This is a genomic window from Plantactinospora sp. WMMC1484 (assembly GCF_049315195.1).
In the GTDB taxonomy this organism is placed as follows: Bacteria; Actinomycetota; Actinomycetes; order Mycobacteriales; family Micromonosporaceae; genus Plantactinospora.
This window is the reverse complement of record NZ_CP186055.1, coordinates 6,098,932-6,112,718: the sequence shown is the minus strand read 5'-3', so window position 1 is coordinate 6,112,718 and position 13,787 is coordinate 6,098,932. Positions and strand designations below refer to the sequence as shown.

Below are 13,787 nucleotides of genomic sequence, written 5' to 3'. Positions count from 1 at the left end.
CGGGAAAGGGGTGCGGTCAGCCGGGCCGCGCCCCGGGCTCGTCCTCGGGCCACCGGTCACCGGCGTCGAGCCGCTTGCGCAGCAGCGCGGCGAGCGGGATCGACTGGCCGTCCGGGCCGCCCTCGCCGACGACCAGCTTTGCCGGCTGCGGCCGGAGCGTCACCCCGGTCAACCGGGCACGCAGGCTGGTCGGGACCGTCAGCAGGTAGAAGTTGCCGGCGGCGTCCACCGCGTGCAGCCGGGCGAGGTCGAGGTACCAGCCGTTGAGGTTGGTGCGGTAGCGGGTACGCCCGTTGTAGGCGAGCGCGGCCAGCCTGGTCCGGCGCAGCCCGCGCTCCGCGGCCTGCGCCGCGAACGACGCGACGAGCCGCCCGGCCTCCTCCTGCTCGGCGTCCCGGCGACGCCGGTCGGCCTCGGCCTGCGCCGCGATCGCCCGCCGTCGCTGCTCCGCCCACTCCCTGGACCCATCCGGCTGCCGCACACCAGGACGGTACGCCTGCCGCCGGACGTACGCCTGCCGCCGGACGTAAGCCTGCCGCCGGACGTACGCCTGCCGCCGTGACCAGCGCCGGCCGGTCGGCGGCGCCGGCCGGTTCGTCCGATCCGCCGCCGGCCGTCGACCCCGGTTCACGCCGATGTCGCCCCTCGCACGCCTACCGGCCGCCGGCCGCCGTGATGCTGTGCCCCGATCGCCGGGCCCGACCCGGCCGACCTCGACAGCGCTGCGGCAACCCGGTCGACCGGACAGCCGCGGCACAGATTGAAACAGGTGATATCCCATGTCCCGACGGCGCCAACTACTCGGCGCGCTGCTGGTGACGGCGGCCGTACTGGCCGTGATGCCGACCGGCGTCCAGGCCGGCGAGCGCCACCGACCGGAGCACGGGCGGAGCTTCGACATCCAGGCCCACCGGGGCGGGCTCGGCCTGCGGGTGGAGAACTCCCTCGCCTCCTTCGGCAACGCGCTCCAGCTCGGGGTCACCACCCTCGAGCTGGACGTGCAGGTCACCGAGGACCGGCAGCTGGTGGTCACGCACGACCGGCGGGTCAGCGGCACCAAGTGCGCGGACACCGCACCGGCCACCCCGGGCGACCCCGAGTTCCCCTACGTCGGCAAGTATGTCAACACGCTGACCCTGGCCCAGGTGCGTACCCTCGACTGCGGCTCGCAGACCCTGGCCGACAAGCCGGGCCAGCTCGCCGTCCCCGGCTCCCGGATGCCGCTGCTGCGCGAGGTCTTCGCGCTCGTCAAGCGCTACGGCGCGGACGACGTCAAGCTCAACGTGGAGACCAAGGTGGAGGCCGGCGCGCCGACCGAGACCGCACCCCGCGAGCAGTTCGTGCAGCTCACCGCTGCCGAGGTCCGGGCGGCCGGGCTGCTCAAGCAGGTCACCATCCAGAGCTTCGACTGGGGCGCCCTGATGCGGATGCGTCAGGTCGAGCCCCGGCTGCCGCTGATCGCGCTCACCAACTACGACTTCCTGCAGACCGGGCAGCCGGGCGCCTCGCCCTGGCTCGGCGGCCTCGACATCGACGACTTCGGCGGCGACCCGATCAAGGCGATCAAGACCTTCGGCGCCAGCGCCTTCTCCCCGGTGCACGGCTTCCCGCAGAACGGCACGATCGGCGACCCGGGCTACCAGCCGTACGTGACGAAGCAGATGGTCGCGCACGCGCACCGCAACGGGATCAAGGTCGTGCCGTGGACCATCGACGACGTACCGACGATGGCGAAGCTGATCGACGACGGCGTGGACGGCATCATCACCGACTACCCGGACCGGCTGCGGACGCTGCTCGCCCAGCGCGGCTACAGGCTGCCGAAGGGGCACGCCGCGCCCTTCGACATCCAGGCGCACCGGGGCGGCCGGGCGACCCGGCCGGAGAACACCCTGCCGGCCTTTGCCAACGCCCTGGCCAACCCGGCGATCTCCACCCTGGAGCTGGACACCGGGGTGACCGCCGACGGGCACCTGGTGGTCTCGCACGACCGGACCGTCAACGGCAGCCACTGCGTGGACACCCGCCCGGCCTGGCCCGGCGACCGGGAGTTCCCGTACGTCGGCAAGCTCGTGCACGACCTGACGCTCACGCAGATCCGCACCCTCGACTGCGGCTCGAAGACCCTGCCGGAGCTGCCGGAGCAGGTGGCGGTGCCGGGTGCCCGGATCCCGACCCTGGACGAGGTCTTCGATCTGGTCAGGCGGAGCGGGCGGCACGACGTGCGGCTGAACATCGAAACCAAGATCAGCCCGCTGGTGGCCGACACCGAGCCGTACCGCAGCTTCACCGCGAAGCTGGTCCGGGCGATCGAGCGGGCCCGCTTCGTCGACCGGGTCACGATCCAGTCGTTCGACTGGCGGACCATCACCTTCGCCCGCGACCTCAACCGGCGGATCGAAACCGTCGCCCTGGTCTGGCAGTACGGCCCGACCGAGTGCGCCGGCCTCGCCGACGAGTGCTCGCTGCGGGCGGTCTACGACAACCCGTCGGTGAAGAGCCCCTGGACGGCGGGTCTGGACTGGTGGCGCTACAGGGACCTGGGCAAGCTGGTCCGGGCTGCCGGTGCCGGCACGGTCTCGTCCAACTGGCAGGTGCACGACCCGGAGCAGGGCACGGTGCCGTCGGCCGACTGGTACCTGCGGCAGGACCCGGCGTACTTCCACGGTCCGCGCGTGGCCGACCTGCAGCGGCGGTACGACCTTAAGGTCGTCCCCTACACCGTCGACGATCCGCAGATCATGCAGCGGGTGATCGACCTCGGGGTGGACGGCATCATCACCGACTACCCGGAGCGGCTGGTGGCGGTGGCGATCCGCAACGGCCTGCGCTGATTTCCGCGACACGTTCCGCCCGACGGTGCGGGGCCCGGCTCGACGGCTGGGCCCCGCACCGCGTGTGCGGCCCCGTCACTCCCTGACGAAGTGCAGCAATGATCCGCCCCCGTCAGTCGCTCGGCAGGCCGGTCCGGCGCACGTGCTCGGCCTCGGCCGGATTCCCGTAGCAGTGCCCGTGCGTGCACGCCGCCGGGTCGCCGCACGGGTTCCGGATCATCCGCTCCGGTTGGTCCCGGACGAGGCCGGTCAGCTCGACCGTCAGCCGGTTCTCGTCGCGGATCCGCTCGGCCTCCGCCGCCTGCTCCGGGGCGTGTCGCCGTGGCCTGGTCATGTCCCTCACGCTATCCACTTGCGACCGCCGGACGCGGTGTGCCGCCGCAACTCGTCCGGATCCCGACAGATCAGCCGAGACGCACCCCGCGACAACCTGGTGGCTGTGGCGTCCGTGTGCCTGGCCGAGCTCGGCTGCCGGATCGCGAAGCTGGGCACTCTCGACCAGGCGTACGAGACGGCCCCGGGAGACGATCCGCTGCAACGGGTACGCGCGGTCGATCGTGCTGGAGGTGATGGAGGTCCCGCCGCCCACCGTCGCCGTGCCCACGATCTCGCCGTGCAGGTCGGCCTCGCGCAGTAGGGGCACAAACCCTACCTTCGCTCGCGTTCGCTGCAACGATGTTCGGTCATCAACTGGATGCGGCGGTCCGCGCAGGGTCGACCTGCGGCCGTGGCGGGGCGGGCCGAGGGAGGGCCTGTCGGTGGCGGGTGACATCACGTTCTTGCCGGATCTTCATGCAGGGTGAGCAGGGGTCCGGAAAGCCTCTCGGCTGGTCCGGTCCAAGGTCACGGTGCGGGATCCGGGTGTGAAGTCGCCGAAGGACTGTTGCCAGGACTCACCGGGCCAGTAGTACGTCACACGGCCCTCGACGGGCCGGTAGTGGGCTGTGTAGAGCGTTCTCGACCCCTGCTCGTCGACGGATTGGTATAGCGGCGGCTTCAGCATCGCCGCCACGTCCGCGCCCGCGGCGCGGATGGCGCGCAGCCGCTCCCGCGTCCGCATGGTCCGTTCCTGATCGTCGGTCACCGGCAGGTGCTGATGGTTGGCGGCGCAGGCATCCGGCGCCGCCGTCGGTGACATATCCGGCCCCACGAACACGGTCACCGCCTTGGTGGGATCGACAAGGGTGAGGTTCTGGGGGACGGCGACCGGTAGAAATCGCAGCCTGCCGACCGCCTCATCGACGGTGTCGCACGTTTCCAGCAGGTAGCGCACCACGATGAGAATGGCGAAACCGCGTCCGTAGGCGGAACGTCCGCCCCAGGTGAGCGAGACCGCGAGACTGGCGTCGTTCATCCCGTCCAGCAAGCCCCACAGCATGTCCTGCATCCCGATCACGGGGCGCAGGAAGCAGGAGGAGGCGATGGTCCCTTCGCACTGATCGGGCCGTAGGTCGTAGTTGCGCAGCAGAGTGCCGTTCTGGCCGATTTGGGTGCAGGACTGGGTAAACGGCCGCAGTGCCGCGTGGGTGAGGAAGGCTTCCGCCTCGGGCCGGTCGAGTTGGCCGGCCAGGCGGTCCAAAACCGGGACCAGTTCCGGCATGTGCGTACGGAACAGCACCCGAACACGGTCCGCGCCCTGCGGAGTCCGGCCCTCCTCGGTCAGCAGGCCCTCCATCTCCTGCCACAGGCCCCGGGCGTAGGCGGCCCACCGCCCGTCGCCACCGTCGCCGACCTCGATCGCCTGGAAGGTCTTGTGCTCTTGCCGCACGGCCGCCACTCCCCTGTGAGAATCGGTCGAGGTGAGGGCAACCTAGCTAATTGTGGGGTGAATCACCAGGTGGCCACCGTCGGCGGCGGCCAGGTGCCGGGTCTGGCTGAAGCCGCTGAATGTGAGCGTGGCCGATACCAAGCCGGCGACAATGTCCCGCGTTGGAGAAGCCGGAAGTCAAGTAGGCGAGCGGCGGGAACGATCGTCAATCGGTGTCCTTCGATGATGTGTGACCAGGCTGCGACGGTCCCGGGGAGCTGATCCACAGGCCCTGAGCATTGCTCCTGCCGGGAACCCGGTGTTTACGGTTACCCGATGTGCGGCCCCGTGCCGGCCAGCCAGTGTCCGATCCGGAGCCGGACGGACTCGTGCATCCGGATGTCCGCGATGTCGGCCGGGTCGAACCAGGCAACCTCGGTCGATTCGTCGCTGACCGCCAACTCCCCGCCGAGCGGGCGGGCGGTGAACGCGACCACGAACTCCTGCCGCACCTCGCCGTCGGCGTATGCGATCACGTGCCGGGGGTCGGTGTAGATCCCGAGGATGCCGGTCAGTTCGATGTCGAGCCCGGTCTCCTCCCGGGTCTCCCGGATCACCGCGTCGCCGAGAGTCTCGCCGAGCTCCATAGTGCCGCCCGGCAGCGACCAGTTCCCGGAGTCCGTGCGCCGCTGCAACAGGATCCGGCCCTGTTCGTCGGCGACCAGCGCGGACCCGCCGGGCACCAGCGATGTCGCCGCCGGGGCGGACGGGTCGTCGAAGTAGTCCACCCGTTGGCTCACCGGCTGGCCTCCCGCATCTGCACCGTGTCCCAAATCTGTAGGAACTGCTCCGCGAAGGTCTCGAAGATACCGAAGGCGGACAACCTGCGCAGGTGCAGCGCGGGTTGCTGGTAGCCGCGATAGCGGAACAGGTGCGGCGTGGCGATGGCCTGGTTGTCGAACCGGTACCAGCAGTTGTAGAGGTGCACGGTATGCGTGCCGACCTGTACGCCGTCGAGGTCGGCGGTGCGGCCGAGCATGGTGAACGCGTTCCGGATCCGGCCGGGCAGGGTGCCGCCGAGCTGCTCCAGCTCGTCCCGCTCCTTGACGTGGTCGCAGTCCGGGTCCGCGAGCGCGATCCGGGCCCGGGCGCCGGCTGCGCACTTCTCAGCGATCATGTCGTGTACGCGGGGCATCAGCTCGAAGACGAACGGGGCGGCGTACGCGAGGATGTCGATCTGTTCCCGGGCGCCGGTCAGAAGTCCTATCCACAGGTCGGTCGGCACTTCCGCCCGGTGTGCGTAGGCCGACACGACTTCGCCGGTCGAGGCGAACCCGGGCGCCTGGTCGGGCCGGGCGGTCGGCCACAACGCGGCCTCTTCCTCGCCGAGTGCGGCGGCGACGGCGAGCCGGTTGCGGCGGTGAGGCACGCGGCCGCCGATCCACCGGTCGATGGTCTTGATGTCCACGCCGATGCGCTGGCCGAGCGCGGCGGAGTCCACCTCGGCTCGCAGCATGGCTGCCCGCAGCCTGTCGTTCACAACTACGACGGTACAACCGGATGTGGGACGCTTCCGGTACGTCAAAACGTCCACTGAAGCGTCCCAGGCGCCGTTTAGCCGTCCCGATGCTCTCCGTAGCGTCCGCGTTACGGGTATCCGGCGGTGGATGTCGAGCCACCGGTCGCAACCGGGCGCCCCGGCCGGTCCGGAGCTTCGTTCCCCCGGACGCTCCGGACCGGCGCCGGATCAGGTTGAGAGTGGTGCTCCGCGACTGGTCTCCGGAGCGCCACGACCCGGGAGGTGACGCGACAGTGGATCTCATGGACCGATGGCAGGCGGACCGCCGGATCGAGGAACAGCACCAGGACGGCGGCCGGTGTATCGAATGCGGGCCCCGGGGCGGCTGTGTGGTGCTGCTCGCCGCCGTCCACCGGCGCATCGACCAGGCCAGCACCGGCACGATCCGGACCGGCCTCGGGAGGCTGGTGTGATCCGCCTGGTCCAGCGGTGGCTGACCGTGGAGTGGCCGGTGCCGGTGGAGTGCGCCTTCGCCCGCCTCGTCCTCGGCACCCACGCGCTGCGGAAGTGCGGCCGGTGCGGGCCGGACGGCTGCCCGCTGTGGTCGTGGGCGGTCGAGGTCCACCGGCGGGAGCACGCGGTGCGGGTGCTGCTCGGCGGGACGCTGCCGGCGGCGGTCACCGCCGGGGACGTGCGCACGGCGCTGGAGCGGGTCCGGTGAGCGTCCCGGAGAGCGCCCCGGGCCTGGCCGCCGACTGGGCGTGGGGGACGCTCACCACCCATGCCGAGCAAGGAAACTGCGGCGGCTGCCGGGGCGCCTGGTGCCCGACGGCGGAGTGGGCGCTGTGGGTCGTCATCACCGACGAGCTTGTCGGCCGGGATCCGCGGCGGCGCCAGCTCGTGACCGTGGTGGCCCGGCAGGTGCTCAACGCGCACTGGCCGCGCGGGGTAGACGGCTGCCGGCCGTGCGGCCTGCCGGACTGCGGCCGGATCCAACTTGCCGGGACGTGGCTGGAGGTCGTCGGCGACGACTACGTGCCGGCGTCGGTACGGATCCTGCTGCCGTCGGCGACGCCTACCCCGGAGGACCTGCGCCGGATCACCGGCATGGGCGGCAGGGAGCGGCAGTGCGGCGAGTGACTCCGACGAGGTCGCCGGGCCGGGGCCGGACCGACGCCGCCTGAGGGAGGCGTGATCCATGGAACCCCGGTCAGGCCTGTTGCGCTGCCTCCACCGGTCACTCCTTGACGAAGTGGACGTGCATCCAGCCGGGCTGCGGGCCGCGCCACCAGACGGTGGGCTTCTGCAGTGCGATCCCGAGCGCGGCGAGCGCCTTGGTCGTCAGCCGCCACTGCGGGCGTACCAGCTTGGCGCCGCAGTGCACGCAGCCCTGCTCCTGGCCGTAGGTGCCGCGTGGGTTGCCGGCGAGGTCGGTGACGGCGGCGGCCAGGGCGTTGGTGTCGACGCGCTGGCCGACCAGCGAACTGGTCTCGACCCGCAGGCCGCCGAAGAGGTCCCGCAGCTTCTCCAGGCTGAACGAGTTCACGTGCCCCCACGGCGGGTTGCGCCGGCCGCAGTCCCGGCAGGTGGTCTGGCCGAGGCGCAGGTCCTGCCGGAAGGGCACACCGATGATGACGTCCCGCCGGGCCACCCGGGCCAGCTCGGTGCAGGCCGCCGTGAGGCGGTCGGCGGGGACGTGTTCCAGCACCTCGGTGCAGAGGACGAGGTCGAAGCTGTCGTCCGGGTAGTCCAGGGCGGTGACGTCACCCTGGACGCACTCGACGCGCTCGTGGTCGACCGTCGGCGTGGTGAGGTCGAGCGCGACCACCCGGTCGTAGCGGTCCGCGAGCCGGCGGGCCAGATGGCCGTCCCAGGCACCGGCGTCCAGCGCCACGCCACCGCCGGCCGGGATCAGCCGGAAGAGGTCGTCTATCCGCTCCCGTTCCTGGGGCGACTTGCGAAGTTCGGCGCGTTGGACGGCCAGATCCATGGTCCTTCTCCCTGATCCCGGCTGGACGGTTCGTTCAACGACTCAACGATCCGCCGGTGACGCCGGCCGGGTCGTCCCGCCGACTGCCGCGCAGCCGGCACCGGCTCAGCGCCGGTGTGCGGCGGTGTCGAAGTAGTCGCGTACCCGGGCGACCACGCGCTCCCGTTGGCCGTCGGAGAGTTCGGGATAGATCGGCAGGGAGAGGCACTCCCGGGCCCACGCCTCGGTCACCGGCAGGTCGCCGGGGCGGTGCCCGAGCGAGGCGTACGCCGGTTGCAGGTGCAACGGGACCGGATAGTGCACCCCGGCCTCGATCCCGGCCTCCCGCAGATACGCCCGCAGCCCGTCCCGGTGCCCGCTGCGCAGCACGAAGAGGTGGTAGACGCTGCGGCGGTTCGGCGGCTCGACGGGGAGCACGAGGTCGCCGACCCCGGTCAGCCGGGCCCGGTAGGCGGCGGCCAGCTCGCGGCGGCGCCGGTTACCCTCCGCCAGGGTCTCCAGCTTCACCGCGAGTACCGCCGCCTGGAGGGTGTCCAGCCGCTCCGCGTAGCCGACGCTGAGGTGCTCGTACTTGCTGGTCCGTCCGTGGTTGGCGAGCCGCCGGATCCGGTCCGCCAGCTCCGGGTCGGCGGTGGTGACCGCACCGGCGTCGCCGAAGGCGCCGAGGTTCTTGCCGGGATAGAACGAGAAACAGCCGACCCGGCCGTACGCCCCGGCCCGCACCACCGAGCCGTCCGGCTGGACGTACTCGGCGCCGTGCGCCTGGGCGGCGTCCTCCACCAGCGGCACCCCGGCCGCGGCGGCGAGCGCGCCGATCGCGGCGAGGTCGACCGGCAGCCCGTAGAGGTGGACCGGCAGCACCGCCCGGACCCGGTCGACGACCGCCTTCAGGGCGTCCGGGTCCATCCCGCCGGTCTCCGCGTCCACCTCGACGAAGCGTGGCCGGGCGCCCAGCCAGCTCACCGGCTCGGCGGTGGCGACGAAGGTGTGCGCCGGCACGGCCACCTCGTCGCCGGGGCCTATCCCGAGCGCGGCCAGGCTCAGGTGGATCGCGGCGGTGCCGGAGGCGACCCCGACCGCGTGTCCGGTGCCGCAGAACGCGGCGAACGCCGACTCGAACTCGCCGACGTCGCGGCCGAGGATGAAGCGGGTCTCCTCGACGACCGACCGCATCGCCGCGTCGATCGCCGACCGGTGCCGGTCGTAGGAGGCGGCCAGGTCGACCAGGGGGATTCGGGACATCTGGGCTCCTGATGATCAGTGCAGGGCAGTGGTCAGGTCGGTCCGCCGGTCGGTGACCTGCGGCACGGCCACGGTCGCGCCGCCGGCCCGCAGCGAGGCGTCCACCGCCTCCAGCACCGCCACCACCCGGGCGCCGTTCCAGCCGTCCGTCCGGGGCCGGGCGCCGGTGCGTACGCAGTCGAGGAAGTGCCGCAGCTCCAGTTCGAGCGGCTCCACCATCGACAGCGCCGGCACGTGCACCGCGTCGTCGCGCAGCCGGTACCGCCGGATGCCGTGCCCGTCCGGCTCCAGCGGCTCCGCGCCCTTGTCGAAGACGGTCAGCCGGGCCTCGGTGTTCAGGTCGTCGTAGACCAGCATCCGCCGGGTGCCGACGACGGTGGTGCGACGGGTCTTCGCCGGATCCAGCCAGCTCACGTGCATGTGCGCCACCACGTCCCCGGGATACCCCATGGTGACGAAGACGACGTCCTCGACGCCGTCGTGCAGATACCGCCCGCCCTGCGCGGCGACCCACTGCGGCCCCGTGCCGAGCAGGTAGTTGGCGATGGAGACGTCGTGTGGCCCGATGGACCAGAAGGTGTGCAGGTCGCTCTGGATCCGGCCGAGGTTGAGTCGCTGGGAGTGCAGGTGGAGGACGTCGCCGATCTCGCCGGAGCGGACGTACTCGTGCATCCGCACCACGGCGGGCACGTACTCGAAGGTGTGGCCGACCATCAGCACCAGGCCGGCCCGGTCGGCGGTCTCGGCCAGGGCTACCGCGTCGGTGACCGACATCGCCAGCGGCTTCTCGACGAAGACGTGCCGGCCGGCGGCCAGCACCCGCCGGACCAGCGGCGCGTGGCTCGGCGCCGGGGTGGCGACCAGGACCGCCTCGACCCGGTCGTCGGAGAGCACCGCCGCCAGGTCGTCGGTGGCCCGCAGCCCCGGGTAGCGCTCCGTTGCGGCCCGGCGCCGTTCGGGGCTGGCGTCGACCACGTAACGCCACCGCGACTGCGCGAGGCTGTCGAGGTTACGGGCGAGGTTGGTGCCCCAGTAACCGAAGCCGATGAGGGCCAACTCTCCGGTCACGCAGACCTCCACTGGATCGCACCGTTGGCTGTCGCCGCCCCACGGAGACGAATCGATTCCTGGAATCGATTATCGAGAATGGGTCATCGCGATTGCCTGCAATTAGTCGGGATCGTGCAATGGCCGGGCCGCGACCCGCCAGCCGGCTGTCCGTTTCCCGACTCGGATCCGCCGTCGCGGTCGACGTTCAGATCGGGTGCGAGGACTGTGACCGAGCATTCCTGGTGGTCGGCACCAGCGTCATGGACGGTTGATTCTGCTCCACCTGCTCGCAGAGCGAGGCGAGACGCTCGATCAGCTTCTCCGGATCGTCGAACGGATCCAGCCCGATGATGTCCGTCGGATTCAGGGCCGGCACCGGGACGTGGGAGATCAGTGGGTGCAGCGGCCGTACGTCGACCTCACCGGCACCGAAGAGGTCCTCGTGCAGCTTCTCGCCGGCCCGGAGTCCGGTGTAGACGATCCGGGGCGGCCGGGACGCCTGGGCGGCGAGCTGTCGGGCAAGGTCGTCGATGCCGACCGGCTTGCCCATGTCGAGCACCAGCGCCTCGCCGTCCCGCCCGATCGCCGCCGCCTGGAGTACCAGGTGCACCGCCTCCTGCACCGTCATCAGATAGCGGGTCACCTCGGGGTGGGTGACCGTGACCGGCAGCCCGGCCTCGATCTGCGCCCGGAACGCCGTCACCACCGAGCCCCGGCTGCCGAGCACGTTGCCGAAACGGACGCTGAGGAAGGTGCCGGCCGAGTTGGCGGCGGCGTACGCGGTGAGCCGCTCGGTGATCCGCTTGGAGTAGCCGAGCACGCTTATCGGGTTCGCGGCCTTGTCGGTCGAGATGTTGACGAACTTCTCCACCCCGCGACACGCGTCGAGGACCGCGAGGGTGCCCCAGACGTTGGTCTGCACCGCCTCGCCCGGGTGCTGCTGCAGCAGCGGCAGGTGCTTGAGCGCGGCGGCGTGGAAGACGATGTCCGGGCGGCGGTCGGCCATGATCCGGTTGAGCCGCTCGGCGTCGCGGATGTCGGCGAGGATCAGCTCGGAGCTGTCCAGCAGGGCCCGGCCGGAGAGCGAGAGCTGGAGGCTGTGCAGGGCCGACTCGTCCCGGTCGAGCATCATCAGCTCGGCCGGGTCGGCCTGGGCGATCTGCCGGCACAGCTCCGAGCCGATCGAGCCGCCGGCGCCGGTTACCAGGATCCGGCGCCCGGCGAGGCCGTTGTCGGCGCTCTTCAGGTTCGTCGCCACCTGCCGGCGGCCGAGCAGGTCGTCGATGTCCGCGTCGCGTACGTCGGCGACGCTGATCCGGTGATCGACCAGCTCGCGTACCGGAGGAAGGATCTTGAAGGCGGCCCCGGCGGCGAGGGTGGCGGTCCGGACCTCGCGGATCAGTTCGGCGTCGGCGTTGGCGACCGAGAAGATGACCGTCCCGGCGCCGGTCCGGCCGACCGCCTCGGCGATCTCGGTCCGACCGCCGAGCATCCGCACGCCGTCGAAGCGGAGGTGCCGCTTCTCCGGATCGTCGTCGAGAAGGCCGACCGGCAGGTAGCGGCCCCGGGGGTCGCTCAGCATCGCCCGGAGCAGCGCCTGGCCGGCGGAGCCCATCCCGAAGAGCAGGACCGGCATGGCCGACTGGACGGTGGGGCGGAGCGACCTGTCGCGCTGCTGACGGTAGGCGACCCGGACGGAGAGCATGAGCAGCAGAGCCAGCGCCGCTCCGACCGGTGGGGTGCTGGCCGGGACCGGCCGGGGCGACATGGTGAGTACGCCGAGCAGCATGACCGCCGCGACGCAGCCGACCGTGCCGGCGAGAGCTCGGGCGTCCTGGAGGCTGCCGAGCGGGTGTCGGCCCCAGTGCCGGTGCCGGAGCCGGGTCAGCAGACCGCTCAGGACGGCGGCGATCAGTCCGGCGTAGATCACCCTGGTGAGCTCGTCGACGGTGACGTCGAACTCGTGCCGCGCCCATGCCGCCGCCGCGAAGCCGCCCAACCACCCCGCGGTGTCGGTGGCCACCAGTGCCAGGGAGCGGCGGTGCGCTCCCCGCCACGGGGTGGTGGCGTCGGTGGTGGTGGGCGTGGCTGCACTCTGCTGCATCTACGGCTCCCTGCGTCGGGCTGCCCTGACGCAGGGCCGGATGACTCCTCGCCAGGCTAAGTATTATCTAGCCGAATTTCTCGCATGCTGCTGTTGTTTCACCTTTTTAAAAGCTCCGGATCTGTTTCGTATTCGCGTAAGCCGCAGGGGTCTTGCGTATATTCCTCGCATCCTGCGCCATTGTCATATGTGCTGCGGTGCAGCCGTCTCCTCGGTGCCGATGATGCGTTAGTCAGACGTTGATGTGAGACGCCGCAGCCTGCCCAGAAAGTGCGCCCGGCGGCCGCGTATCGGCGCTCGGCGAAGAAGAGGTTGACACGATGCGATTGTTGGTGACCGGCGGCGCCGGCTTCATCGGTGCGAACCTGACCCGGGCCGCGCTGGCGGACCCCACGATCACGGACGTCCGGGTGGTGGACGACCTGTCGACCGGCACCCGGAGCAACCTGGCGGGGCTCGATGTCGAGCTGGTGGCGGGTTCCATCCTCGACGAGCGGGTGCTGTCCCGGGCGGTCGCCGACCGGGACGCCGTGGTGCACCTGGCGGCGCTGCCGAGCGTGCCGCGCTCGGTCCGCGACCCGGTGGCCTCGCACCGGGTCAACGCGACCGGGACGGTGTCGGTCTTCGAGGCGGCGCGCCGGCACGGCGTACGGCACGTGGTGGTCGCCTCCTCCTCCTCGGTGTACGGAGCCAACCCCGACCTGCCGAAGAGCGAACTCGGCTGGACCAGGCCGCTGAGCCCGTACGCGGCGAGCAAGCTCGCCACCGAGGCGTACGCCCTGGCCTATCAGGCCTGCTACGACCTACCCACCCTCGCCTTCCGGTTCTTCAACGTCTACGGGCCGCGGCAACGGCACGACCACGCGTACGCGGCGGTGATCCCGCGGTTCGTGCACGCCGCGCTGCACGGGCAGCCGGTCACCTTCTTCGGGGACGGCCGCCAGACCCGTGACTTCACGTACGTGGACACGGTCTGCGCCGTGCTGCTCGACGCGGTACGGCGACGGGTGCACCACCCGCAGCCGGTGAACCTGGCCTTCGGGACGCAGACCGACCTGCACACGGTGGTGGCCGAGCTGGAAGTGCTGCTGGCCCGCCCGATCGCCCGGGAGACGGCGCCGGAACGGACCGGGGACGTCCGGCACTCCAGCGCGGACAACCGGGTGCTGCGTCAGCTCTTCCCCGAGGTGACGGCGACCTCGCTGGCGGACGGCCTGCGGGCGACGGTGGCGTGGTACCAGGCGCACTACGCCCCGGCCGGGCGCACCGGCGCCGCCGAGCCGAGCACCGTACCGGCCTGA

The 13,787-nt window shown here is 71.5% G+C and carries 15 protein-coding genes; 6 read left to right on the top strand and 9 right to left on the bottom strand.

From position 1 onward, the window contains the following. Positions 1–16: 16 nt before the first annotated feature. Positions 17–481: a hypothetical protein gene (locus ACN28C_RS26395; RefSeq protein WP_422770224.1), complete on the bottom strand. Its 465-nt coding sequence runs from the start codon at positions 479–481 to the stop codon at positions 17–19. A 298-nt stretch (positions 482–779) separates the two neighbouring features. Between ACN28C_RS26395 and ACN28C_RS26390 the strand changes: the two genes are divergently transcribed. After that, positions 780–2,834 (top strand): glycerophosphodiester phosphodiesterase family protein, encoded by a 2,055-nt coding sequence (locus ACN28C_RS26390; protein ID WP_422770223.1) that lies wholly within the window; start codon positions 780–782, stop codon positions 2,832–2,834. 112 nt (positions 2,835–2,946) lie between these two features. Here the strand turns inward: ACN28C_RS26390 and ACN28C_RS26385 are convergent, their stop codons facing one another. Beyond that, on the bottom strand, positions 2,947–3,168 hold the full coding sequence (locus tag ACN28C_RS26385) for a hypothetical protein (protein WP_422770222.1): 222 nt from the start codon (positions 3,166–3,168) through the stop codon (positions 2,947–2,949). A gap of 105 nt (positions 3,169–3,273) precedes the next feature. On the opposite strand from ACN28C_RS26385, the gene ACN28C_RS26380 reads away from it, so the two are divergent. After that, complete coding sequence (locus ACN28C_RS26380; protein WP_422770221.1) at positions 3,274–3,471, top strand: hypothetical protein; 198 nt, start codon at positions 3,274–3,276, stop codon at positions 3,469–3,471. 153 nt (positions 3,472–3,624) lie between these two features. On the opposite strand, the gene ACN28C_RS26375 is transcribed toward ACN28C_RS26380, so the two are convergent. The 3 genes from ACN28C_RS26375 to ACN28C_RS26365 form a co-directional block, all read right to left on the bottom strand. Further along, positions 3,625–4,602: a C45 family autoproteolytic acyltransferase/hydolase gene (locus ACN28C_RS26375; protein ID WP_422770220.1), complete on the bottom strand. Its 978-nt coding sequence runs from the start codon at positions 4,600–4,602 to the stop codon at positions 3,625–3,627. 308 nt (positions 4,603–4,910) lie between these two features. Beyond that, positions 4,911–5,381 (bottom strand): NUDIX domain-containing protein, encoded by a 471-nt coding sequence (locus ACN28C_RS26370; protein WP_422770219.1) that lies wholly within the window; start codon positions 5,379–5,381, stop codon positions 4,911–4,913. Continuing rightward, entirely contained in the window at positions 5,378–6,097 is a 720-nt protein-coding gene (locus ACN28C_RS26365) for an XRE family transcriptional regulator (RefSeq protein WP_422774810.1), read from the bottom strand. The genes ACN28C_RS26370 and ACN28C_RS26365 overlap by 4 nt, the downstream gene beginning before the upstream one ends. 305 nt (positions 6,098–6,402) lie before the next feature. Between ACN28C_RS26365 and ACN28C_RS26360 the strand changes: the two genes are divergently transcribed. From ACN28C_RS26360 to ACN28C_RS26350, 3 genes are read left to right on the top strand one after another with little or no spacing between them, the layout of a single operon-like run. After that, positions 6,403–6,573 (top strand): hypothetical protein, encoded by a 171-nt coding sequence (locus ACN28C_RS26360; protein ID WP_422770218.1) that lies wholly within the window; start codon positions 6,403–6,405, stop codon positions 6,571–6,573. Further along, entirely contained in the window at positions 6,570–6,821 is a 252-nt protein-coding gene (locus ACN28C_RS26355) for a hypothetical protein (RefSeq protein WP_422770217.1), read from the top strand. The genes ACN28C_RS26360 and ACN28C_RS26355 overlap by 4 nt, the downstream gene beginning before the upstream one ends. Beyond that, complete coding sequence (locus ACN28C_RS26350) at positions 6,818–7,240, top strand: hypothetical protein (protein WP_422770216.1); 423 nt, start codon at positions 6,818–6,820, stop codon at positions 7,238–7,240. Before ACN28C_RS26355 ends, ACN28C_RS26350 begins: the two co-directional genes overlap by 4 nt. 97 nt (positions 7,241–7,337) lie before the next feature. Here the strand turns inward: ACN28C_RS26350 and ACN28C_RS26345 are convergent, their stop codons facing one another. From ACN28C_RS26345 to ACN28C_RS26330, 4 genes are all read right to left on the bottom strand, one after another. Then, the gene (locus tag ACN28C_RS26345; protein ID WP_422770215.1) at positions 7,338–8,090 is read right to left on the bottom strand and encodes a class I SAM-dependent methyltransferase; all 753 of its coding nucleotides are present in this window, start codon (positions 8,088–8,090) and stop codon (positions 7,338–7,340) included. A gap of 105 nt (positions 8,091–8,195) precedes the next feature. Continuing rightward, positions 8,196–9,332: a DegT/DnrJ/EryC1/StrS family aminotransferase gene (locus ACN28C_RS26340; protein ID WP_422770214.1), complete on the bottom strand. Its 1,137-nt coding sequence runs from the start codon at positions 9,330–9,332 to the stop codon at positions 8,196–8,198. A 15-nt stretch (positions 9,333–9,347) separates the two neighbouring features. After that, positions 9,348–10,400, bottom strand: coding sequence for a Gfo/Idh/MocA family protein (locus ACN28C_RS26335; RefSeq protein WP_422770213.1), 1,053 nt, complete (start codon positions 10,398–10,400; stop codon positions 9,348–9,350). 187 nt (positions 10,401–10,587) lie between these two features. Continuing rightward, positions 10,588–12,486 (bottom strand): polysaccharide biosynthesis protein, encoded by a 1,899-nt coding sequence (locus ACN28C_RS26330; protein WP_422770212.1) that lies wholly within the window; start codon positions 12,484–12,486, stop codon positions 10,588–10,590. 320 nt (positions 12,487–12,806) lie between these two features. Here ACN28C_RS26330 and ACN28C_RS26325 point away from each other — a divergent pair, with 320 nt between their 5' ends. Then, a complete protein-coding gene (locus tag ACN28C_RS26325; RefSeq protein WP_422770211.1) occupies positions 12,807–13,787 on the top strand; it encodes an NAD-dependent epimerase/dehydratase family protein in 981 nt (326 codons plus the stop codon).